The sequence below is a fragment of the Marinomonas sp. SBI8L genome (assembly GCF_001624705.1).
In the GTDB taxonomy this organism is placed as follows: domain Bacteria; phylum Pseudomonadota; class Gammaproteobacteria; order Pseudomonadales; family Marinomonadaceae; genus Marinomonas.
The window spans coordinates 438364-461654 of record NZ_JSEO01000002.1 but is presented as its reverse complement, the minus strand read 5'-3'; the positions used below and the strand labels follow the sequence as shown (position 1 = coordinate 461654).

At 38.1% G+C, this 23291-nt stretch carries 25 protein-coding genes; 17 read left to right on the top strand and 8 right to left on the bottom strand.

The features are described 5' to 3' along the window. Positions 1 to 4: 4 nt before the first annotated feature. Positions 5 to 274 carry a hypothetical protein gene (locus OA91_RS04045; RefSeq protein ID WP_063337252.1) on the top strand — a complete coding sequence of 90 codons (270 nt, stop codon included), beginning with the start codon at positions 5 to 7 and terminating at the stop codon, positions 272 to 274. A gap of 55 nt (positions 275 to 329) precedes the next feature. Here the strand turns inward: OA91_RS04045 and lexA are convergent, their stop codons facing one another. Next, the gene (lexA, locus tag OA91_RS04040) at positions 330 to 950 is read right to left on the bottom strand and encodes a transcriptional repressor LexA (RefSeq protein ID WP_046017954.1); all 621 of its coding nucleotides are present in this window, start codon (positions 948 to 950) and stop codon (positions 330 to 332) included. A 69-nt stretch (positions 951 to 1019) separates the two neighbouring features. Here lexA and dinG point away from each other — a divergent pair, with 69 nt between their 5' ends. The 12 genes from dinG to aroC all read left to right on the top strand — a co-directional run bounded on the left by dinG (position 1020) and on the right by aroC (position 13729). Continuing rightward, positions 1020 to 3155: an ATP-dependent DNA helicase DinG gene (gene dinG, locus OA91_RS04035; RefSeq protein WP_046017953.1), complete on the top strand. Its 2136-nt coding sequence runs from the start codon at positions 1020 to 1022 to the stop codon at positions 3153 to 3155. Positions 3156 to 3303: 148 nt separating this feature from the next. Beyond that, a complete protein-coding gene (locus tag OA91_RS04030) occupies positions 3304 to 4602 on the top strand; it encodes a DEAD/DEAH box helicase (protein WP_046017952.1) in 1299 nt (432 codons plus the stop codon). 80 nt (positions 4603 to 4682) lie between these two features. After that, positions 4683 to 6110, top strand: a complete 1428-nt coding sequence (locus OA91_RS04025) for a protein adenylyltransferase SelO (RefSeq protein ID WP_063337251.1) — start codon at positions 4683 to 4685, stop codon at positions 6108 to 6110. 62 nt (positions 6111 to 6172) lie between these two features. Further along, complete coding sequence (locus tag OA91_RS04020; RefSeq protein ID WP_046017950.1) at positions 6173 to 7204, top strand: NAD(P)H-dependent glycerol-3-phosphate dehydrogenase; 1032 nt, start codon at positions 6173 to 6175, stop codon at positions 7202 to 7204. Beyond that, complete coding sequence (locus OA91_RS04015) at positions 7197 to 7466, top strand: DUF4389 domain-containing protein (RefSeq protein ID WP_046017949.1); 270 nt, start codon at positions 7197 to 7199, stop codon at positions 7464 to 7466. The genes OA91_RS04020 and OA91_RS04015 overlap by 8 nt, the downstream gene beginning before the upstream one ends. Positions 7467 to 7477: 11 nt before the next feature. Further along, positions 7478 to 7957, top strand: a complete 480-nt coding sequence (gene sixA, locus OA91_RS04010) for a phosphohistidine phosphatase SixA (protein ID WP_063337250.1) — start codon at positions 7478 to 7480, stop codon at positions 7955 to 7957. A 37-nt stretch (positions 7958 to 7994) separates the two neighbouring features. Next, complete coding sequence (locus OA91_RS04005) at positions 7995 to 8864, top strand: alpha/beta fold hydrolase (RefSeq protein ID WP_063337249.1); 870 nt, start codon at positions 7995 to 7997, stop codon at positions 8862 to 8864. Positions 8865 to 9030: 166 nt separating this feature from the next. Continuing rightward, positions 9031 to 9771, top strand: coding sequence for a DUF4892 domain-containing protein (locus OA91_RS04000; protein WP_197477732.1), 741 nt, complete (start codon positions 9031 to 9033; stop codon positions 9769 to 9771). Further along, positions 9755 to 10699 carry a patatin-like phospholipase family protein gene (locus OA91_RS03995; RefSeq protein WP_063337247.1) on the top strand — a complete coding sequence of 315 codons (945 nt, stop codon included), beginning with the start codon at positions 9755 to 9757 and terminating at the stop codon, positions 10697 to 10699. The genes OA91_RS04000 and OA91_RS03995 overlap by 17 nt, the downstream gene beginning before the upstream one ends. Positions 10700 to 10772: 73 nt before the next feature. After that, positions 10773 to 11561, top strand: coding sequence for a hypothetical protein (locus OA91_RS03990; protein WP_063337246.1), 789 nt, complete (start codon positions 10773 to 10775; stop codon positions 11559 to 11561). Positions 11562 to 11705: 144 nt separating this feature from the next. Next, positions 11706 to 12611 (top strand): 50S ribosomal protein L3 N(5)-glutamine methyltransferase, encoded by a 906-nt coding sequence (prmB, locus tag OA91_RS03985; protein ID WP_063337245.1) that lies wholly within the window; start codon positions 11706 to 11708, stop codon positions 12609 to 12611. A 26-nt stretch (positions 12612 to 12637) separates the two neighbouring features. After that, positions 12638 to 13729 (top strand): chorismate synthase, encoded by a 1092-nt coding sequence (gene aroC / locus OA91_RS03980; RefSeq protein WP_046017942.1) that lies wholly within the window; start codon positions 12638 to 12640, stop codon positions 13727 to 13729. Positions 13730 to 13940: 211 nt separating this feature from the next. Here the strand turns inward: aroC and OA91_RS03975 are convergent, their stop codons facing one another. Both OA91_RS03975 and OA91_RS03970 read right to left on the bottom strand, forming a co-directional pair. Next, positions 13941 to 14426, bottom strand: a complete 486-nt coding sequence (locus tag OA91_RS03975; protein ID WP_063337244.1) for a glutathione peroxidase — start codon at positions 14424 to 14426, stop codon at positions 13941 to 13943. A gap of 80 nt (positions 14427 to 14506) precedes the next feature. Then, positions 14507 to 15691, bottom strand: a complete 1185-nt coding sequence (locus OA91_RS03970; protein ID WP_063337243.1) for an MFS transporter — start codon at positions 15689 to 15691, stop codon at positions 14507 to 14509. A 214-nt stretch (positions 15692 to 15905) separates the two neighbouring features. Between OA91_RS03970 and OA91_RS03965 the strand changes: the two genes are divergently transcribed. Beyond that, positions 15906 to 16364 carry a hypothetical protein gene (locus OA91_RS03965; RefSeq protein ID WP_063337290.1) on the top strand — a complete coding sequence of 153 codons (459 nt, stop codon included), beginning with the start codon at positions 15906 to 15908 and terminating at the stop codon, positions 16362 to 16364. Positions 16365 to 16505: 141 nt separating this feature from the next. Here OA91_RS03965 and OA91_RS03960 read toward each other — a convergent pair whose 3' ends face one another. After that, positions 16506 to 16736, bottom strand: coding sequence for a hypothetical protein (locus OA91_RS03960; RefSeq protein ID WP_046017939.1), 231 nt, complete (start codon positions 16734 to 16736; stop codon positions 16506 to 16508). A gap of 479 nt (positions 16737 to 17215) precedes the next feature. Here OA91_RS03960 and OA91_RS03955 point away from each other — a divergent pair, with 479 nt between their 5' ends. Beyond that, positions 17216 to 17761, top strand: a complete 546-nt coding sequence (locus OA91_RS03955; protein WP_063337242.1) for a YaeQ family protein — start codon at positions 17216 to 17218, stop codon at positions 17759 to 17761. A 50-nt stretch (positions 17762 to 17811) separates the two neighbouring features. Here OA91_RS03955 and OA91_RS03950 read toward each other — a convergent pair whose 3' ends face one another. Further along, positions 17812 to 18549, bottom strand: a complete 738-nt coding sequence (locus OA91_RS03950) for a dienelactone hydrolase family protein (protein ID WP_063337241.1) — start codon at positions 18547 to 18549, stop codon at positions 17812 to 17814. Between the two features lie 384 nt (positions 18550 to 18933). Between OA91_RS03950 and OA91_RS03945 the strand changes: the two genes are divergently transcribed. Next, positions 18934 to 19314: a hypothetical protein gene (locus OA91_RS03945; RefSeq protein WP_063337240.1), complete on the top strand. Its 381-nt coding sequence runs from the start codon at positions 18934 to 18936 to the stop codon at positions 19312 to 19314. Between the two features lie 6 nt (positions 19315 to 19320). Further along, on the top strand, positions 19321 to 20274 hold the full coding sequence (locus OA91_RS03940; RefSeq protein ID WP_197477730.1) for a YHYH protein: 954 nt from the start codon (positions 19321 to 19323) through the stop codon (positions 20272 to 20274). A 62-nt stretch (positions 20275 to 20336) separates the two neighbouring features. Here the strand turns inward: OA91_RS03940 and OA91_RS03935 are convergent, their stop codons facing one another. From OA91_RS03935 to OA91_RS03925, 3 genes are read right to left on the bottom strand one after another with little or no spacing between them, the layout of a single operon-like run. After that, on the bottom strand, positions 20337 to 20840 hold the full coding sequence (locus OA91_RS03935) for a M48 metallopeptidase family protein (protein WP_063337238.1): 504 nt from the start codon (positions 20838 to 20840) through the stop codon (positions 20337 to 20339). 3 nt (positions 20841 to 20843) lie between these two features. Next, positions 20844 to 21497, bottom strand: a complete 654-nt coding sequence (locus OA91_RS03930) for an ATP-binding cassette domain-containing protein (RefSeq protein WP_063337237.1) — start codon at positions 21495 to 21497, stop codon at positions 20844 to 20846. 27 nt (positions 21498 to 21524) lie between these two features. Then, complete coding sequence (locus OA91_RS03925) at positions 21525 to 23255, bottom strand: ABC transporter permease (protein ID WP_231870305.1); 1731 nt, start codon at positions 23253 to 23255, stop codon at positions 21525 to 21527. Between the last annotated feature and the right edge of the window lie 36 nt (positions 23256 to 23291).

Below are 23291 nucleotides of genomic sequence, written 5' to 3'. Positions count from 1 at the left end.
TAATATGAATGAGTCGTATCTAGAGATAGTGGAACTAGAAAATGGCGAAATTGTTTTACGTCCAGCAAGTGATGAGGGTGTTGAATCTGAACCTTTAGCGGTTCTAAAAATTTCTGATACTACAAAAGCGTATCTTCAGGATAGGTATTTTGAACTGGCTAAGAGAATGTTTCATGCCGGTATCGATTTTGTGTATTCAGAAGATTTCCCAGAATCTGAAGTGCATGAATCTCATGATGAAAACACAGCCTCACAGGCAAAAGTGATTCACTAATGATGACCGCATAAAAAAAGCTAAGCCTAGGCTTAGCTTTTTTTATGCGTGTTACTTAGATTGTTTGTCGTATAACACCCACTGAGAGGCCCTCAATGGCAAACTCTTCACTTTCTAAGTCGACTAGTATGTCATTGAACTCTTCGTTTTCTGCGATGAGGCGAATTGTATTCCCTTTCTTTTCAAAGCGTTTTACAGTCACCTCATCGCCGATACGTGCAACAACAATTTGGCCGTTACGTACGGTAGATGTTTTATGGACGGCAAGTAAATCTCCTTCCATAATGCCCACATCTTTCATGCTCATGCCATTTACAGATAAGAGATAATCAGCTTGTGGTGAGAACATGCTTGGTGGCACTTGAACATGAGAGTCCACATTTTCCTGGGCAAGTATTGGAAAACCTGCAGCTACCTTACCAATAATAGGCAGCCCAAGCTCTGGGTTTGCATCATTGCTGGCTTCTTCAATGATGCGTAAGCCACGTGAAGCACCAGGTAAAATCTCAATAGCACCTTTTTTACAAAGGGCTTTTAAGTGTTCTTCCGCAGCATTTGGTGATTTAAAACCTAGCTGTTTTGCAATTTCGGCTCGTGTTGGTGGAAAGCCAGTTTCCGCAATAAAGTCGCGGATTGTATCCATAACATCGGATTGTCTTTTTGTAAGTTTAATCATAAGGCATCTGGTTGTTTGTACAGTAACTGTTATTATATACAGCTTTTAAAGGGATACTCAAATAAATAAATGCTTTCTGACGATTTAAAGTTAAAAATACAAACCGCTTACCGAGCAAACCTTAAGGCAAAAGGGCACAACCCTCGTACCGGTCAAAGGCAAATGATTGGTGCTATTGCGAGAACACTGGGTAACGTTAAACCTGACAGTGAAGGTAATCGACTGGGTGAAAAACATGTTGCGGTAATAGAGGCTGGTACGGGTACAGGTAAAACCTTGTCATATTGCCTAGCCGCAGTCCCTATAGCCAGAGCACGGGAAAAAACACTCGTAATCTCAACGGCAACTGTCGCTTTGCAGGAGCAAATTCTTCACAAGGAACTACCAGAACTCCTTAAGCATACTGACTATCAGTTTAAATATACCTTGGCTAAAGGTAGAGGTCGTTATTTGTGTCTAAATCATCTAGAAAGTCATCTAGATGATGAGACACAAGCGACGGATGATATGTTCGCAGGTTTGTTTGAACAGCATTTGCAGCCAGGAGATGTTAATACCGCTCTTTATAAAGAAATGGATGATGCGCTTAAAGCTGGCACTTGGGATGGTGATAAAGATAACTGGACAGGTATTGTAAGAGAGCAAGATTGGGGACGTTTAAAAACGGATCATCAGCAATGTACAAACCGTAATTGTGCTAACTTTACGGCGTGCCCATTTTATAAGGCTAGAGCTGAAATAGAAGTTGCAGACATTATAGTTGCAAACCATGACCTTGTATTAGCGGACTTATCTCTAGGTGGAGGAGCAATACTGACTGCCCCTGCCGATAGTATTTATGTATTCGATGAAGGGCACCATTTACCCGACAAAGCTATTAATCATTTCAGACACGAACTTAGATTACAGCAAAGCATTCTTTGGTTAAGACAACTTGAGAAGAACCTGATAAACCTTAAGCAGGAGCTTTCTGACGACGTTAGTGTTACTGGGCAATTATTGTTCAAGATTCCACAAATGGTGCAAACCATTGTTAATTTTATTCAATATGCTCAACAAGGTTTAGCGCCATTCATTAATAATCTGCAAAATGTTGATGATAATGATCAGCATAGATTTGAGTTTGGCATTATCCCTGATGAGTTAAGGCAGCTCGCTTATAGCCTCCAAACCTCCTACCAAAAACTTTTTTCTGCGATCGAGTCGATCCACGATGAATGTAAGAAAGTTAAGCAGAATGAGGGTATGGGTATGAAGCCTGAAACCGCAGAAGTTTGGCTACCAATCTTAGGCGTAATACTCGGTAGGTTAGAGCAGGCAAAAGCGTTATGGCTATTATTCTCTACGGCGGATGATCAGAACTTCCCACCTAATGCAAGATGGCTTACATTGACTGGTCAAGGAATGGAGCAGGATATTGAGCTGGGTGGTTCACCCATTCTTGCTGCGCACACATTAAGAATGCAATTATGGGATAAATGCTTTGCCGCGGTTGTTACCTCAGCTACTTTGACAGCATTAAATCAATTTCACCGTTTTAATATGAGAAGTGGCGTGCCGAAGGAGTCAGAATATTTAAGAGTATTAAGCCCTTTTGATTTTCAGAATAAAGCTGTTTTGCAAATTCCAAAACTTGAGCATGAACCAAATAAGGCGGATGAACATACTAAAGAAATTATCCAATACCTAGATAATGAGGTTGATCCTTTAGCTGCCAGTTTGGTTTTATTCTCCTCAAGAAAGCAGATGGAAGCTGTTGCTGATGCCGTTAAGCAGGAGCTTAAAGATATTATGTTGGTTCAAGGGGAGCAGTCAAAACGTATTATCCTTGAGGCTCATAAAGAAAGAATTGATAAAGACAAGGGGAGTTTGTTGTTGGGGCTGGCAAGCTTTGCTGAAGGTGTTGATTTACCAGGTAAATATTTAACACACGTTATTATTGCCAAAATACCTTTTTCAGTGCCTGATGACCCAGTTGATGCGACTTTAGCAGAATGGATTCAAAAGCGTGGTGGGAATCCTTTTATGGAAATATCAATCCCTGATGCGTCTCTTAAATTAGTGCAGGCGACAGGTCGTTTATTACGCAGTGAGAATGATACTGGGAAAATCTGCATACTAGATAAGCGCCTTATTACTAAGCGCTATGGCAGGAACCTTATAGACAGTTTACCACCCTATAGCCTAAAGCTAGAATCTAGTTAAGCGCTTGGTGAGTAACTAATTAAATGACTGTAAAAATGGGTGGTATTTCTGTAAACTCCACCCACATCAAATTAGTGATAACAATTTATTCAAAGGCATTACGTCTTTGACTCCATAAGACATTCAACAGAAGATCATAGATTCCAATATGGATAATCAGAGCGCACCACAAAAACCTAGAACTAAAAAACCAAGAAAATCATATCGCAAACCTAAGCGTCAGGATGATGCTTCTCAAAACAAACCTGCTACGGGTGCTGTTTGGTCCATTGATGATTTTCAAGTGGCTGAAGTTGAGGGTAAAGTTCGCTTTCATGATTTAAATCTTCCTGACCGAGTTCTTAAATCAATTTCTGAAATGTCTTTTGAGTACTGCAGTGAAATCCAGGCAGCTACCTTACCTGAAACGCTTCAAGGCTATGATTTAATTGGCCAAGCACAAACAGGTACCGGTAAAACAGCGGCCTTTTTAATTGCCATGATAAGTGACTTTATTGATTACCCTCTAGAGGGTGATCGTGATAGTCGTTTAGCTAGGGGCCTAATCATAGCGCCAACGCGTGAATTAGCGCTTCAAATTGCTGATGATGCAGTTAAGTTAACAGCTAATTCTAATATTAATGTTGTTTCCTTGGTGGGTGGTTTAAGCTACGAAAAGCAAAAGCAGACGTTAGAGACAGAGCGTGTTGATATCGTTGTTGCTACGCCTGGTCGTTTAATGGATTTTGCTAGAAACAAAAAAGTACTCCTTAACAAGGTAGAAGCGTTAGTCCTTGATGAAGCGGATCGCATGCTATCTATGGGTTTTATCCCTGATGTGAAAAGTATTATCCGCATGACGCCGCATAAAGAAAAGCGTCAGACCATGCTTTTTAGTGCAACCTTCCCTAAAGATATTCAAAACCTTGCTCGTCAATGGACTTACTTCCCAAAAGAAGTTTCTGTTGTTCCTGAAGAAACGACAAATAAAAACATTGAGCAAGTTATTTATAGTGTTGAAGCAGATCAGAAATGGCCTGTGCTTGAGAGTCTAATTAAGGAAAAAGATAATCAAAGAACGATCGTTTTTGCTAACCGACGTGATGAAACCCGTGACCTGTATGAGCGCTTGAAAGATGCTGGCGTTAATTGCGCTATGTTGTCTGGCGAAGTGTCTCAAGATAAGCGAGTTAAAACGTTAGCTAACTTTAAAAATGGACGTATTCAAGTTTTGGTTGCAACAGATGTGGCCGGTCGTGGTATTCATGTTGATGGTATTGAATTAGTCGTAAATTATTCATTACCAGAAGATCCAGAAGATTATGTTCACCGCATTGGTCGAACGGGCCGTGGTGGTGAATCAGGTAAGTCTGTCAGCTTTGCCAGTGAAGATGACGCATTTATGGTGCCTGAAATTGAAAAAGTAGTAGGTGAAAAAATTCGCTGCGAGTATGTAAGTAACAGCTAAAATATATACTGACAGTCTAATTATTAGGCTGTCAGTTCTCACTTCAAACCTTACTCTTCCTCTTGTTGTTTGGGTGATTTATGAAACTTTCACATCATTTTTCTACACTTGGTTCTAGTTTCTCATCTCAAGGTCAAATTCAACCTTTAACTCAACAAACCCTTTCCTACTCAAATGACGCTTTGGCTGCTCAATTAGATATCAATCTTAAGCATGCTAAGACATTAAACCTGCTTCTAGGAAATGAACCTATCTCTGGCGCATTAAGTATGGTCTATGCAGGGCACCAGTTTGGCGGCTTCACACCGCAGTTAGGTGATGGTAGAGGGCTATTGCTTGGAGAAGTGACCAACCAAGATGGTCAAATAATTGACCTGCATATGAAAGGGGCGGGTCCTACGCCTTATTCAAGGCGTGGTGATGGTAGGGCCGTATTAAGTTCAAGTATTCGTGAGTACTTAGCCAGTGAGGCATTACATCATTTAGGCATTTCAAGTACTCGAGCTCTAGCATTATTTTCAAGTGACCAATATGTTTACCGTGAGCAAGCGGAACCTGCCGCTATGTTACTTAGAAGTGCTAGAACACACATTCGTTTTGGTCATTTTGAATATTTCTTTTATCAAAAGAAAACACACGAATTAGATTCTTTAATTGATTATGTTATAGATCGTTATTTTAAGCAGCCATTAGGTAGAGAGGAGAATATCCTCTTTATGCTAGAGTCGATTGTAGATTCAACAGCAAAAATGATTGCGCAGTGGCAGGCAGTTGGTTTTCAGCATGGTGTAATGAATACAGATAATATGTCTATATTAGGGGAAACAATTGATTATGGTCCCTATGGATTTATGGAATCATATCAGCCAAGGTGGGTTTCAAATCAATCAGATTATGAAGCCCGTTATGCTTTTGAGCGTCAACCTGTTGTGGCACTATGGAATTTGAATTGCCTATTTCATTGTTTTTCTAATCATTTGACTAAAAGCCAACTAGTTAAAGTCCTTAGTCAGTTTGAAGCCAGATTAATGGGGTACTTTCAAACAATGATAAGATCAAAATTAGGCTTTATTTTAGAGCTAGAAGACGATCAGGCAATGTTTTCTAATTTATTGTTATTATTAGAAAAGGAACAAGTAGACTATACTAGTTTTTGGCGTAACCTAAGCCAAATGAAAGAGGCTAATGATCGTCTGTTATTGATTGCTGACTTTGATGATAATGAAGCAATTAACCTTTGGTTAAATGAATATTGTGACAGACGTAAGCAAGAAACCAGATCGTGGGAAGAATCACGGGTTGAAATGCTAAAATTCAATCCTAAATATATTCTAAGAAACTATTTAGCTCAAAATGTGATTTCAGCGGCAGAGGGTGGGAGCTTTAAATTATTTGATGAGCTTATGCAGGTATTAAAGCAACCTTTTGATGAGCATGAGACCTTATCGCACCTTGCGATACCTGCTAATAGTGAGCAGCAGAAAATTTGCATTAGTTGTTCGTCTTAAAATTTATCTAATCTTATTAAATTTATCTTTATTTGAAGGTAAATCGGAGGTTTAAAAACAAGATGGCTAAAGAAACCGTCTGTGTACTTGGTGGTGGTAGTTTTGGTACCGCTTTAGCGAATATCATGGCTAATAATGGACATATTGTTAGCCAATGGATGAGAAATGAAGAGCAAGTTGAGGAAATTAATTTAACAGGTTTCAATAGTCGCTATCTTCCTAAAGCTCAACTTAGTGAAGAGTTACTTGCTACTACCGATCTAGAAGCGGCGATTGCTGAAAGTGATGCTATTTTTGTGTCAATCCCATCAAAATCTTTCGAACAAGTTGTAGAAAGAATTACTCCCTTATTAACACCAGATAAAATGTTAATCAGTACAACCAAAGGCTTCAATCCAAACCGCTTTGAGTTGATGAGTGATATTTTATTTCGTCAAAATGTTACTGATAAAATTGGTGTTTTGAGTGGGCCGAATTTAGCAAAAGAGATAGCGGCAGGGCAATTAACCGGTTCTGTTATTGCAAGCCCAGATGATGCGGTGAGAGGTCATGCTGTGGAATTACTTAAGTCGCCAACTTTTAGAGTATACGAAAACTCTGATATCAAAGGTGTAGAGCTAGCTGGCGCATTAAAAAATATTTATGCCATTGTTTGTGGGCTTGCAAAAGCTCTCAATGTTGGCGAAAACACTATGGCTATGATAATGACGCGTAGTTTAGCTGAAATGAGCCGCTTTGCTGTTCATTTCGGTGCGAATCCAATGACATTCTTAGGCTTGGCTGGTATGGGAGATTTGATTGCAACATGTTCATCTCCATTAAGTCGAAACTATCAGGTTGGTTTTGCACTAGGCTCGGGTAAAACATTAGAACAAGCCGTTGCAGAATTAGGACAAGTTGCCGAAGGGGTGAACACCTTGCGTATGGTAATTTCAGAAGCAGAAAAAAATAAACTCTATATGCCATTAGCATTAGGATTGTCTAAGCTTGTGTTTGATGGGTGTCAATTGGACTCTCTAGTTCAAACCATGATGACAGGTGAGCTTAAGTGGGATGTAGAGTTTGCGACATATGAGGAGAAAAGTAATGGCTAAACCAGGGTATGCAGATCAAGGTTTTTGGGTTCGTTTAGTATTCATGGCAGTGTATTGGGCTGTGTTAAATATTTCTTTGTCTGTATTTGGCATTGCGCTCATTATTCTTACTATTATTCGTTTTGGTTCTCAATTTGAGCCAAAAAGTCTTGCCGATTTTGTGGCTTCATTATCAAACTTCATTAGCCAAACACTTTCTTTCGTCTGTTTTCAAACTGAAGAAAAGCCATACCCATTTCAGCCATGGCCTAATGCGAAATAAGGATTTTGGATATGGGGATTAAACGCTTATATATTTTGCGTCACGGTAATGCAGAAGCACCAACTTTAGGTAATGATGCGGCCAGAAACTTAACGGCAATGGGGGTGGAGGAAGTACTCTCAACAGCATTAAAGTTCAAACAAAAAAATGAGAGTATTAATCAAGTTTTTGTGAGCCCTTATATACGAGCTCAGCAAACAGCACATCATTTTTTAGACGCTATTAATTATACGGGAGTTAGTGCGACTGATGACAAGATCACACCAAGTGGTAAACCAATTGAGGTTGCGCTTTGGTTATCAAATTTACAGGCAGAGTCGGTTTTGCTAGTAACTCACGAACCTTTTGCAAGTCAAATGGTCGACTTGTTAGCAGATATGCCTTTGCCACCAGACTTTATGATGCAAACAGCGACGCTTGCTGCCGTTGAAGGTGAGGTTCTTGCTACTTCATGCTGTCAATTGCGTTGGGTCGAAAACGCGCATAGCTAACACTTATTTTGATAAGACTAGTATTAAGTTGTATATGATGGATCGTGAAACCCAAATTGAATTAAAACATACTAAATTATCCTTTATTGAAACTCAGCCGAAAGGTGTATTAACAACGGCTCATCATAAAATAGTTGCACTTCATGGCTGGCTTGATAATGCAGCAAGTTTTGATAGATGCACTCAGATGATACCTAACTGTCATTGGTACAGTTTAGATTGTGCAGGACATGGTAAATCAGATCATAGGCCTGATGGGGCGTTTTATCATTTATGGGACTATGTACTTGATGTTGTGCAATTCATACAAAATTTGAATGCGAAAGTCTGGCTTGTTGGGCATAGTATGGGAGCTTCTATCGCCATGTTAGTTGCATCTATTGCTCCTGATAAAGTCCATGGTTTAGTCATGTTAGACAATTTGGGGCCATTAACTTCAGATGCATCTCAACGGGTATCTCAGTTACAACATGCTGTTAATAAAATGAGTATTGATAGATCAGCCTCTAGGGGTTATGACAATCAAGAAGCCATGATTCAAGCACGAATGAATGGCTTCACTAAGCTTGGTTATAATGCTTCAAAATTCTTAGTAATGCGTGGAAGTTTTGTGGGAGAAGATGGCCGCTATCGGTGGCGTCATGACCCGAAGCTTACATTTCCTTCTCCATATCGTATGGACAAAGAAGGTGTAACCGCTTTCATTAAAGGCGTTTCTTGTCCAACACTTATGTTATTAGCAAACCAAGGCATTTTTAAAGCATGTCAAAAACAAGCCATTGAAATGTGTGAAAACTTTAAATCCGCCGAATTAGATTGGTGTGATGGCGGTCATCACTTTCACTTAGAAGATGAAAGTTATCAAAAAGTTGCGAAAAGGGTTTATGCTTTTATAACAAGTCACTAAGTTTTATTTATAAAAGCATATCGTTACTAAGGGTATTAAGGAGAGAGTTATTAATAATATTTTATTGAATTCTAATTCTAGCCAGCTCATAAACACTAAGCATTTAAAAGCACTTTGTATTTTAGGTTTAGGATTGGTTTCTTCCTATGGTTATTCAAGCCAAACGTTGGAACAATTTAAAGGTGCGAATCTCATTAAGCATGATCAAAGCTCTCAAGTTGATTATGCTTTACCGCTTGCTAACCTGAAGAAGTCTGCACGAACTTGGATCCCGATTAAAGCTAAACAGGTTCAAGGTGAACTTTCTTCATCCTTATTCAAATTTGGCCGTAATGAGAGCCTGTTACCCATTTATGATTTTTATAGAAAGCAGATGACAGCTTCAAGCAATATTCTGTATGAATGTAGTGGTCGTACTTGTGGTAGTAGTAATGCTTGGGCCAATAATTTCTTCAATGATTATCGCTTATATGGTGCCGATGCAAACCAATATTTACTTGTCGTCGAGCAAGAATCTACTGAGGGTTCAGGCTATCAAGTTTTGTATTTGAACCGTCGTGGGGCAGGGGATGTCATGCTACGCTTGGATAATGTCGCAACTAAACTAGATACATCCAAGGTAAATATCGCCCTACAAGTTAATCTTGATAATAAACTTGCATTGAATCAGTTCATTAATGGGCAAGCCGATATGCAGAACTATGTGTTTGCGATTACTACTGAATCGTCTCTTTCTCCTATTGAATCCTTTATAAAAGGTGAAAAAGAAATTGCAGATATTAAGGCTGAATTGAGTGAAGATGATCTCAAGCATATACATTTCGTAAATTTGGGAAATCAAGCAAAGCCAGTATATGGTGAAAGTCAGGTAACAGTGATTTCAAACCGTGATGCAAATAAAGAATAAAAAGACAGTTTCTTTAGTTTTAGGCTCTGGTGCCGCTAGAGGTCTTGCTCATATTGGCGTAATCGATGCTTTAGAAGAGCAAGGTTTTGAGATTGTTTCTATTGCAGGATGCTCTATTGGCGCCATTATTGGTGGTGCTTATGCAGCAGGTAGATTTCATGCATTTCGGCAGTGGGCATCTGATCTCACACGGTTAGAAACAGTAAGGCTTATCGATATTAGCATTGCCAATGCCGGAGCGATCAAAGGTGATAAGCTTTTTAGCAAGATTAAAGATATTATTGGTGATCCTAATATTGAAGATTTAAATATTAGCTTCACTTCCATTGCGACTGATTTGATTAATCAAAAAGAATCTTGGTTTCAATCAGGCTCCCTAATTAATGCTTTAAGAGCTTCTTCTGCCATTCCATCACTGATTTTGCCTGTTCGTCTTGGTGACAAAGTCTATGTTGATGGTGGTTTATTAAACCCATTACCCATCATCCCGACTATTGCTGCCAATGCTGATTATATTGTTGCGGTCGATCTTAATGGTTCACAAGCGATGCCTAATTTAAATACCCAACAACCTCAAGAAAGCTCAGAAGTCTGGGTTACCAATATTAGAGATATGTTTAAAGCTAATGTTCTTGATAATTTTGAGGACCTTTTGGTTGATAAGGTAGCTTCGCAAGGTGACAAAAAGAGTCTTGATACAGAGCATTTACCTGAAAATTGGGGAAGACTGCAGATTATAAACACCATGTTTGAAACAATGCAGGCTTCTTTGACGCAATATAAAGTTGCTGGCTATCCCCCAGATGCCGTCGTGAGTCTTTCTAAAGATGCATGTTCCTTCTATGAGTTTTGGCGTGCTGATGAAATGATTGAGTACGGTTATCAAGAAACAATCAAAGTTTTAAATCACCTCGAAGAAATAGGGTAACGCTTATCTTTGTATCCTATAAAATAAATAGTTTATAATTATTATTCTATTTATCTAAACGGAATTCATTTCCATGGCTCGTAAAGCTAATATCTCACGCGAAGAAATTATTCTGGCCTGCTGGTCATTGTTAGAGCAAAACTACTTTCCAAATATCCCTCGTTTAACTGAATATTTTTTAAAAAAAGACGGGCGTAAATGCTCGAACACGACATTTCTAAAAGCAATTACAGATTGGGAGGAGCTTTATAAAGAGCAGCAAGAGGCTAGCTTTAAAGATTTGTCATCTGTATTTATGCCAAGTTTTAAAAAGTTTGAAAGAGATATAAGCCGTGATCTTGAGTCTTTGTTAGAAGAGAGGATGCATCAAGAGAAAAATGAGCAATCTCTTAAAAAAGATGCCACCCATGGACAATATTTGTCACTTTCAGAGTTAGCCCGAAATCAAGCAGAAGACATTGAAAAGCAGCAAGATGAAATACACCAGCTTCAAATCCAAAGTGTGTCAGATCGTAAAAAAATTGAGTATTTTGAGCAAAGGTATCAAGAGACATTAACAACATTAAAAGTTACTCAGACTCAGTCAGAACATGATAAGTCTCAGATTAAAGAAGCGACACTTAATTTGTCACAAAAAGAATTAGATCACAGTAAGCTTGAGCTAAAAGTAAATTTGCTTGAAGAGGAAAGAGAAAACTTAAAAGCTCAACTTGAAGTACAGGCTAAGCAACTGAATAGACAGGCTTTAAAAATCGAAGAGTTGATCTCTAAAACTCATGAAAACAATGTAAACGAATTGACTTTACAGCTTAAAGAGCTAATTCAACTTCAGCAGAAGGTTGAACAAAGAAAGCCGAAATAACTACTTTTATCTCAAGTGTTTGTCTCTTTTTATGGATTTTTGTTTTTAGATGAAAGCAATGCTTAATTTAATGAAGAAAAGTGATAAAGGTCAGTTGATAACAAGGTATAATGGTTTCCTTTTGACATTGTGAAGCAGTAATTAATGAGTAATAGACAATCCGCTCTACGTGATTTATCAAGCATTAAAGACTTTATTCGTTGGAGCTTTAGCCGATTTAACCAAGCTAATCTTTTTTATGGCCATGGAACTGATAATCCATGGGATGAGTCTGTAAACTTAGTATTGGGTGCTTTGAAGTTGCCGTTAGACTTCGATAAAGATTTGATGGATTGTAAGCTTACAATTGATGAGAAAAAACGCATTTTAAAATTGCTTAATGAGCGTATTTCTAAACGAACACCTTTGCCATACCTACTAGGTGAAGCTTGGTTTATGGGTTTACCTTTTAAGGTAACCAAAGACACTTTAATTCCAAGATCTCCTATTATGGCATTGCTTAAAGATGAATTTCAGCCTTGGCTCGAACAGTATCCAGTTAACATTTTAGATATGTGTACGGGAAGTGGTTGTCTAGGTATTACAGCGGCATTAATTTTTGAAGATGCTAAAGTCGATATCAGTGATATTAGTTTACCTGCATTGTCTGTCGCTAAAGAAAATATCATAAAGCATCAGGTTGAAGAGACAGTTGAAGCTATTCATTCAGATATGTTTGATAGCTTAGAAGGCCGTAAATATGATCTGATTATTTGTAATCCACCTTATGTGGACGCAGATGACTATCAAACAGCGCCTGAAGAGTTTCATCAAGAGCCTGAGCTAGCACTGACGTCAGGTTTTGATGGATTAGATTTTACACGTAAGTTTTTAACACAAGTGGTAGATCACCTGCATGATGGCGGTATCGTTGTCTATGAAGTGGGTAATAGCGAAATAGCGTTACAAGAAGCATTCCCTGACTTCCCCTTTATGTGGGTAGAGTTGGAGCAGGGTGGTAATGGTGTTTTTGTTATATCAAAAAATGATCTAATCACTCATTCACTTTAATTATACAAAAAGAGCAAAGCGAGTTTATGTCAGGTAATACATTTGGAACTCTGTTTAAAGTTACTACCTTTGGTGAAAGCCATGGCATTGCATTAGGTGCAATTGTTGATGGTTGCCCACCTGGAATAGAAATCTCAGAAGAAGATTTACAAAAAGATCTAGATCTTCGTAAGCCTGGGACTTCAAAATATACCACTCAAAGACGTGAACCGGATCAGGTTAAAATTCTTTCTGGTGTATTTGAAGGTAAAACTACGGGAACGTCTATTGGTCTTTTAATTGAAAATACAGACCAAAGATCAAAAGATTACGGTAATATCCAAAATACATTTAGACCAGCTCACGCTGATTATACCTATGACCAAAAGTATGGTTTTAGAGATTATAGAGGTGGTGGCCGCTCTTCTGCGCGTGAAACAGCAATGCGGGTTGCAGCGGGTGCGATCGCTAAGAAATACCTTAAAACACGTTTTAATATTGAAGTGAATGGTTTCTTATCTCAGTTAGGGCCAATTAAACTTGAAGTAAAAGATTTAACTCAAGTGTATGAAAACCCATTCTTTAGCCCTGATCCTGACGCTATTCCTCAGCTAGAAAAGTATATGACTGAGCTAAGACGTGAAGGTGACTCAATTGGCGCTAAAATCACTGTTGTAGCACGTAATGTGATGCCAGGTTTAGGTGAGCCTGTCTTTGATAGACTCGATGCAGATATTGCCAAAGCTATGATGGGAATAAACGCGGTTAAAGGTGTTGAGATTGGTGATGGCTTTGAGGTTATTGAGCAAAAAGGAAGTCAGCATAGAGATGAACTAACACCCACAGGATTTAGCTCAAATCATGCAGGTGGTGTACTAGGTGGGATTTCATCTGGGCAAGACATTGTCGTACATATGGCGTTAAAGCCAACTTCTAGTATTACTGTGCCAGGTAAAACAATTGATAGAGAAGGCAATGTTGCTGATGTCATTACCAAAGGACGTCATGATCCTTGTGTTGGCATTCGTGCTACGCCAATTGCCGAAGCTATGTTAGCTATCACTTTACTAGATCACCTTCTTCGTCATCGTGGTCAAAATGCTGATGTTGTTTGTAATACACCAATTATCACAGCTTAAATAATCGCATTATAAAAAAACTCGCTTCGGCGAGTTTTTTTATGTCTAAGCCTATTTAAATATTCCACTAGTCAGCGCCGTGGAAACTGAGATTAAGCTCCATCTTTATCTTGAGGACCTTATCAATAGAATCACGATTAAGTTGCGTACCTCCCTATAAATTTAAAGGTTTATCCACACGCTGAGGAGTGAGGACTTATTCGAAGCTTCTCTAGCGTTTAGATAGAAAAATTTTAATTTTATCTTCCAGTTTTAATGGGTCTGTTTTAGGGGAAAAGCGTTCAATAATAGATCCATCATGGTTAACTAGAAATTTAGTAAAATTCCACTTTATCGATTGGGTGCCAAAAATACCTTTTGCTTGCTGCTTTAAGTATTGATAAAGCGGTGTCGAATCAGGTCCATTAACTTTGATCTTTTTGTGCAGCTCAAAGGTGACGCCATAATTCAATTGGCAGAAACTTTCAATTTTATCTCCCTTATCTGGCTCCTGATTAGCGAATTGGTTGCAGGGAAAGGCTAGAATCATCAACCCCTGATGGCTGTACTTTTTGTGTAATTCTTCTAGCGCTTGATATTGAGGGGTAAAGCGGCAATGGCTAGCTGTATTGATGATAAGGAGAACATTGCCTTTTATGTTTGATAATGAGTATGTGTTGCCATTACTTTGGGTAACTTCTATATCATATATGCTCATGCGTATAACCTAATCAAATGATTTTATATAATAGTATTACATGAAGTAATGTTAGTGTATTCCTATAAAAGGCAATATGCTTAAAGTCTTATCTTTCTTACCTTAATAAAAGAGATAATGACACAGATGGCGCCTAATAAAAGAAATGCTGGTTGATAACCAATAGATTCAGTGGTTACTCCGAAAATCAGCCCCCCAATAGCACCACCTCCTAAATTTATCGCTCCCCATAAGCTCATGACTCTTCCTCTAAATTCGCTAGCAACTGTTACTTGTATAAGTGATTGGGTACTGACACCACAGACAGTCGCACTAAAACTTAAAAGGGCGATTAACAATAAACCCAGCTCTAGACTTGCCATAAAATTAAAACAGATAATTAATAAGCCTGACGAAACAATTGCAACTTTTAAGGCTGTTAGAAGTTGTTTTGAAGCTAACCTTGAAAGAACTAAACCAGCACCAATAGCACCGGCTCCAGCAGCTGAGTTCAACCATGCGAGAGCCTCAACGCCTCCTTGATATAGAGTGTCAGCAGCAGCGGGTAATATTTCCAACAGGCCACGGCCTAATATCGCTGAAATACTGATAACTATTAAAAGTGTTGAAATTAGATCCGACTTTAAGGTGTATTTAAATCCGGCTTTAATATCAGCAAGAAAGGTAAAGGTTTTATTTTTTACTTGATAAGTATTTAGAGCTAGTTTGTTTAAAACAAAAATTAAAGGTAAATAGCAGGTTGCAACTAGGTATAAAGAGACAGCATCCCCTTGATACTTAATAAGGTAGCCAGCAATCATGGGACCAATAAAACGAGAAGAGTTATAAATGATTGCATTAATTGCGACAGCTTTAGGCATATTAACCTTGCTGACAAGCTCTGGTACAAAAGATAATCTTATGGATTGGTATGCACTGTTTGCGATACCTATTATGAGAGCAAAGAAAAGTAAACTCGCCTCATTCATAAGTTCTTGATGTGTCAATAATGCCAAACTCAAGGAAACTAAAGCCAGTACTAAGCTCGTTGAAAGCGCTGCCTTTCGTCTATCTACACGATCGACTAAAGCGCCAAATAATGGCCCGAGAAGAATTGATGGAACAAATAGTAAAAAGGCTAATACACCTAGTAGGCTTTCAGAATGTGACTTTTGCCACAACATCCAACCAAGCGTCATACGCTGTATCCAAATGCCTTGTGTTGAAAAAATGCTACCTGATAAGTATGTAAAATAGCGTTTTTCTGACCAGATAGAGGGGTGCATTATTGACCTATAAGTTTTCAGGAAGGGCATACTACCTTATTTAACCTAGTAAATTTGTTAGAAAAACTTATTAGGTTATAAATACAACTCATCAAACTTAGCGCCTGCAATATTGTAAAGTAGCCCCTCAAATTTTGGGTGCATTTATTACAACCACTCCCCACGCTAAGGCTGTCCAGTCTTAATGGTTGAACGAATTAAAGGTAAGCATAGTATGACTGACAAAACTAAAGTGACGGCAGAAAAAATCGAATCTAATTTTGATAAAATTGAGCATCAAATCTTTAACAGTGAGATGTTTTCAAAATGGCGAGGTTCTTTCGAAGTTAAAAAGGTCTATGTGAAAAAAGAAAATGCAGATATTAAGTGTGATTTAGATATAAGACTGCTGCATTGGCCAGAAGGGGTTTCAATCAAAGCTTATAAACATAAAGCATTAGGTGTATTTGCTTATTTGAAAGATGAAGCCGAATGTGAAAAGCATCTCAACATTAAAGCTGTGCCTTGTAAGTACTGGCGTGAATCTTTTTACTTTTCTCGAATGGAAAACCTTGACCAGGATCGTTATGTTTTACTGGAAGGTAATGAAATGCAGGATGTAGAAACTGAGCTTTGCTTGGAAAAAATTAAAACTCACCTTGAAGAAATTAGTTTAATTCTATTCGAAGTTTAGGTGTTATTTAAAGGCCAGAAAAAAGCCGAATAAAAAAGACTTTATTCGGCTTACATGAATACCATAGTTTATTTGGTATTCAACTCAGCAAAGCTGAGGTTGTTTTGCTGCTTAGATATTGGCTACCTAAGCAGCCTTGGCTTAGCCATCACTTCTCTGCGGTATTGGCTCGTCTTCTTTGATAACTCTAGTGCTAATCTTAACTTTGTTGGCAAGACTACCTAGATCACCAGACAAAGGGCGTATGTGTCCTTCATCGTTATAAAAGCCAATATCTTTTAAAGAGTGTGAGTCTAAATGTTTAAGTGCTCTTTGAGCGTGAATACGTTCAAAGTAGTTTTTAATCGCGTTCAATAGGGCAATAAAAGTCATAGTTATCTCCAGATTTTAATTAAAACCGAGACCATATGCTTTAATAGTATTTAATCACCGCATAGGATCTGCGGCTAAATATTGATTACTTAGTACGCAGTTTAACGTGTATGTCGTTTAACAGAATTGGAGCAAAATGTATTAGTTTGATAGAAATTCATATTTACCTCCAAACTGTGCGTGTTAAGTGAATGAAATGATGATGCTTAATCCTGTATTAAGCATGAGTATTAGGCTTGAATAATTAATATATGTCAACAAGCTATATGCAAATAACTAAATTATCTTTATTAGTGAAAAAAATAACCCTGATACTTAAGGAATAAATCAGTTTATTTCACTGAATCGGACTCAACTTAATTTTTTACGGACTGATAAGACTATTAAATTAAATCGGTTAAGGTACAATGCCACGCATAAGTGATTAAACATGTTCAAATGCTTAATTTAATTAACATTATTTTATAAAAGTAGTAAAAATGGCGATCAAATCGACGGTTTTCAAAGCAAGTATTCAAGTATCTGATATGGATAGATCTCATTATCAGGGTTATGACCTGACACTTGCCCTGCATCCATCTGAAACCGAAGAAAGAATGATGGTTAGATTGATCACCTTTGCTTTATTAGCAGATGAGAAAACAGGCGATGAACAATTGTCTTTTTGCAAAGGTATTAGCACAGATGAAGAACCTGATTTGTGGCAAAAAACCTTGTCTGACGATATTACTCTCTGGATAGATTTAGGTCAGCCAGATGAAAAGCGTCTAAGAAAAGCATGTGGTCGTGGTGAGAATGTCATCATAGTCAATTATAACGACAAATCTGATATTTGGTGGCAGCAGAATCAAGGTAAATTATCACGTTTTACGAATCTGAAAGTTTTAAGGTTTGCTGAAGCGGAAGTGATAGAGCTTGAAAAATTATGTCAGCGTTCTATGCAATTGAATGTCACCATACAAGATGGCGAAGTATGGGCCTCTTCAGATATTGGCTCTTGTACACTACTACCTAGTTACCGTTAGTTGCTACATTAATAAAAGCAGGGAACAGTAATGAACTGTTCCCCTTATCTTTATTTAAGTCTGGTATGAAAAAAGTTAGTGGCTAGGTTATAGCATTTAAATGCAGCCTCGGCGTCATATCTATCGCCTTCATCACGCATAAAAGCATGCTGAGCATTAAATTCGTGCCAAGTGAAATTTCGCTCTGTTTTCATTAAGTTTTGATAAATCTTTTGTCTGCCTTCAGGGCTAACATGTGGATCTTGTCTCCCCCATACCATGCAAAAATCTGCATCCATATCTTTAGTTCGTGTTAGAGAGTCGTTTCCTTCTGTGCAAGGCAGAGTGTTCGAATGTATATCAGTTGCATATAAACAAAAGCTAGCCGAAACCGATTTATTTAATGCTGCGCGATAAGCTAGGTGGCCACCAATACATACACCCATACTGCCTATTAGACCATTTGAATAACTTTGCTGTTTTAGAAAGTCCACCATGGCTTCGGTATCAGTGTCATGTGACTCTAGCGTCTTAGTAAACTTATCTTCATTGCCTTTATCTTTGCCTGCATCATCATAAGCAAGGACAGTTCCTATTGGATTTAGCTCATGAAAAACTTCAGGTACTAATACAACAAAACCATGGCCTGCCATGATACGAGCGGTTCTTTCTATTGGTGTTGTAATTTGAAAAATTTCTGAATAAAAAATAATACTTGAGAACTGACCTTCTTCAACAGGGCGATATTGTGTACAGCGCATCACACCTGTCGGAGTGTTTAAATCAATAGTTTGAGTTTGAGTAATCATAAATTATCTTAATTAGCTAATGTCAGAATTAAAGGTGGATTATAAAGAGTTTGAATCAATATCACACGAAATAGATAGGGTATGCAGAGTAAGTTTAAATCGTAAAAGGTCAAAAGCGCTTACTAATCTATAGACTTCAGTGCTTTTTAAACAAAGTGAATATTCAAGCTGCAAATTATTTATTCTTAGCATAATACTTAATAACAAATGACAAAAAATTTACATGCTGAAGTCATTTACAAGCAAAGCAAAGCAAAGCAAAGCAAAGCAAAGCAAAGCAAAGCAAAGCAAAGCAAAGCAAAGCAAAGCAAAGCAAAGCAAAGCAAAGCAAAGCAAAGCAAAGCAAAGGTTTATTATGTGTCATAAATATCTAAGAGATATCTAATGCGAAAAATTTTAGCACTCGGTTTACTTGTTTTCAGCTCCTTTACCTTAGCCCATACAGGGTCTCATACATCGGATCTTATTATTGAACTAGATAAGGCTGAATTTACACACAAAAAAGCTGATATTACACTGACATTAAGTAATAGAGGGCATAAAACATTGGTTTTGGAAAGAATCAAAAGCAATGTTGGTAGGGTTCAAACAAGCTTAAGACTTCCTCTTAAAATAAAGGCAGATTCTCAAGTATTTTTCAGTAATAAGCAGAGCCTGCAAGTTACAAATAAACTTGGTCTTCCTCAGATTTTCACATTAGTGCTAGATTTTGGTGAGGCAGGAAGTGGCCCTGTCACCATAGTACCAACCTCATTTATGGAATAAATTATGATGAATAAAACGACTCTTTTAGTTTCAATTATTGGTATGAGTGTTTTTATATCAGCTTGTTCTAGTACAGGTGGAACTAGTCACAATTTTTCAGACAGACATGCAAAAGGAAAAAAAGGTGGGCGTATGCTTTCAGGTGGGCCTCCTAGTAGAAGCCATACTGAGACAAGTATAGGAGAAGTCGTTCTTATCAATGCAAATTCCTCTCTGAGTGAAGCAAACTTGATGCAAGTAAGTATTGAACATAATACAAGAGTAATAGTGTCAAATGGTATTCCTGAGCACAAAGTTGGAGCATTTCCCAATAGAGGTAACCCTAACCGTATTAAAGCCAGGGATTATCACTTTGAATTGACAACAACACCCTCACAATCGTATCGTGTTACCCCCTCTGATGGTTGGTATTGGGGCGTCGCTATGAATGGTGTTCCTTTTGAAGCGCAAACAGCTGAGTTTTGGAAAGGTAAGCGAGGAGGATGGAATTATGATGCTCTCGGTGGTGCTCTTCCTCTAGGGCTGGATGAAAACAATGCTCATGTACAACCAACAGGGGCATATCATTACCATGGTTTACCTGTCGGATTACTACAAAAACTTGGCTGGAGTGCTAAAGAGCATTCACCACAAATCGGTTGGGCGGCAGATGGATATCCAGTATATGCACTAACGGGTGATTTAGGTGATGGCGTAAAAATGCTGACTTCTTCGTATCGATTAAAGGAAGGAGTAAGGCCTGGCGGAAGTAATAATCCTGATGGTAAGTATGACGGCACCTTCAACCAAGATTGGGAGTATGTAAAAGGTGCTGGTGATTTAGATGAGTGTAATGGCACAATTACTTATTCAAATGATTTTCCTCAAGGGAGTTATGCCTATTTCTTAACAAAAGATCATCCATTCTTATCTCGTTGTTGGACGGGGACTCCAAATAGATCTTTTAGAACAAATCACTAGCGTATCCTTTCTCGTAAATAAGTTAAAAATCTCTTCCCATGATATGCAGCTCTCGGGCTGCATTAGTAAATTTCACCCAAAAATTCTACTTGTGTAAGGTATACACGGGCATCAAACTCAAGTTGATGGTAATCACTTAGCATATACTGACAAAGTTGATAGAAGGCTTTGTTGTGCTCTTTTTCTTTAAGATGGGCAAGTTCATGAACGCATATCATGTTAAGTAACTGGATAGGGGCATTTTTAAATAGGGTGCTTATACGTAATTCATTTTTACTCTTTAGTTTATTTCCTTGCATACGAGATACATAAGAGTGCATGCCTAAAGCGTTATTAACCAGATGTATTTTATTGTCGTATTGAATTTTACTTAAGTTAGCTGACTTCTTCATATGCTGGTTTTTAAGGTTACTAACATAATCTCTTAGGGCTTTATCATTCGTAATTTTGTGAGGTTCGGGAAATCGCGATAACAAATAATTTGCGAGTTTATCTTGATCAATCAAAGTTTGAATTTGGTTTTGTAAATGGTTTGGGTAAGCATTAATGTATTTTAACTGATTCATAATTTAGAAATGATTACTAAGATTTTGCATTTGAATTAATTCTCCACCCATAGCCGTGAAATCGTCTTCATCATGGGTAACAAGCAAAGTGGGAATGTTGGCTTTTTGAATTTGTTCAAGAGTAAATCGACGAACACTTTGTCTTAGCTCAGGGTCAAGCTTACTAAAGGGCTCATCGAGTAGAAGATAGTCTGGACTAGATAGTAAGGTTCTCAGAAGCGCTATTCTAGCCTGCTGACCACCAGATAATGAGTTTGGTAAATTATTAGCCTTAGTTTCTAGGCCAAGCTCAGCAAGTTTAGACATGGCGAGTTTCTTTTTATTCGCTGAGGTAAGACCCTGTTGCTTTGCGTCTATAGCAAATAAGAGGTTTTCTAAATTGGTCATATGAGGGAAAAGTAAAGGCGTTTGATAAAGAATGCCGACATTACGATTTTGCGTGCACAATGTATCGATTCTTTTTTGATTAAGCTCAATACAGCCTTTAGCTTCAAACCCTGTTTCTAATGTACCTGATAGATAGTTGAGTAAACTGGACTTACCACAACCACTTGGACCCATTAAGGTTAATACCTGACCATTATCTATTTCAAAGGAAAGCTCCGACACCAGAGGGGTTCCCGCAATACTTAAATGACAATCTTTTACTTTTAACACATTCGTCTCAATAATTTAAAAAATAGGCTATTTATGGGTAATCATTTTAGCTAGCTTCAAGCGATATTGTGTCCATACTCTGGGTAACCACTGGGCAAGCATAAAAATTATTAAGGGAAATAATGCTTGTAGCATTGCCATATTACCAACTTTTTTCCTTTCTCCTGAGGCTGCTAAGGCGACAGCTTCTGTTGTTAATGTATTTATACGACCTTCACCTGCCGTTAATGTGGGCAAGTACTGAGCAAAACTGACAGCAATTCCTAGGGCAAAAGCACTGAATAATGCGGGTTTAAGCATGGCAAGTTTCACTTGTAGAAATGAATGCCATGGCCTTTTTGTTAAGCAAACAGCTTGTCTATAAAAAGACTGGTTAAAAGCCAAATATGGGCCTGATAAGGTCAAATAAACATAGGGTAATACATAAAGTAAATGCAAGCCGATGACAGCTAGTAGTGAACCACTGTTATTGCTCCAAATTAAAAACACCTGAATGCCAAATAAAAAACCAACTTGAGGCAAGATGATAGGCAAATAGATAAAGCGATCGAACCACCTGGTACTGTTTGGAAGAGTACGTTTTTGCTCAAGCATTAAAATACTAATACAAAGGGCTAATAGCGTGCTGGCAAAAGCAATGACTAAACTCACACAGGCTAATTCAAACAGTAAAGGGGCGAGCTGTTCAATCTTTTTAAAAGACCAGCTAGTTGGCAAAATATCAGGAAAACGCCACCTATGAGTAAATGTCCAGATAGGCAATACGATAAGTGAAAGTACAGCTAACAACATAGAGACTAAATATGTAAAGGCAGCGCCATGGAAAATAGGGGTTAACAGGCTTGTACGTTTGCCGTTACACCAACGCCTACGATCAAATAACACAAAAATTTGATACAAGGCTTCCCAACATAATGCTGACAATAAAATAATAAACATCAGTAAAACGGCGCCAGCAGAAGCCGTAAAGCGCATATCTAAATCTGTATCGTTAAACCAATGGAATAAGGTGACCGCAAATGTTGAAGGTGTATTTGGTCCAATAACGAGTGATAGATCAACCACAGTTAAACTAAATGCCAGAATCACTAAAAGAGGTAGCCTGATGAGTGGGTACAATATGGGAAGAATTACCTTACGCCAAACGGCTATTCGAGCATAACCCATGCTGGTACCCACCTTGATAAGTTCGCACGTCTTAATTTGTTCAAGACTCGCTAGTATCACAAATAGCAGATAGGGCGTTTCTTTGACCACTAAGGCTAATACGAGGGATAGTCCATAAGGGTCTTGTACGCTTATCCAAGTAGGTGGCCTCTCATAATCAGTTAACCATGGGCTCAAAAGTCGAACGATCCAACCACTTGGACTCAGGATGAATACCAATCCAATGGCAATAGCAGCATGAGGTATGGCTAAAATAGGCGCTAATGTATTACGAATGCTAATCAACCATCGACTTTCATAAAAAACAGAAATAGTTGCAAAAGCAATTACGAATGAAATAAAGCTAGCGAGTAAGCCGCTTAATAATGTCAGTTTAATACTGCCCCAAAGTTCTGGAGACTCAAACAAACTAAACCAAGGCTTTAGGCTGAATTGGTAATGAGATAGGGCGGGAAGAAAATCAAATGCGGGTAATAAGGTTCCAACTAACCCCAGAATGATAGGTAAAATAAATAAAAGCGTTATGAGGCGTGATGCTGTTGCTAAGCCATTAAGTTTAAGTGTGAATTTTGAGATGGATAGCGTTATCAATGACTTAACCTTATGTATTTAAAAGCAAAAGCATAA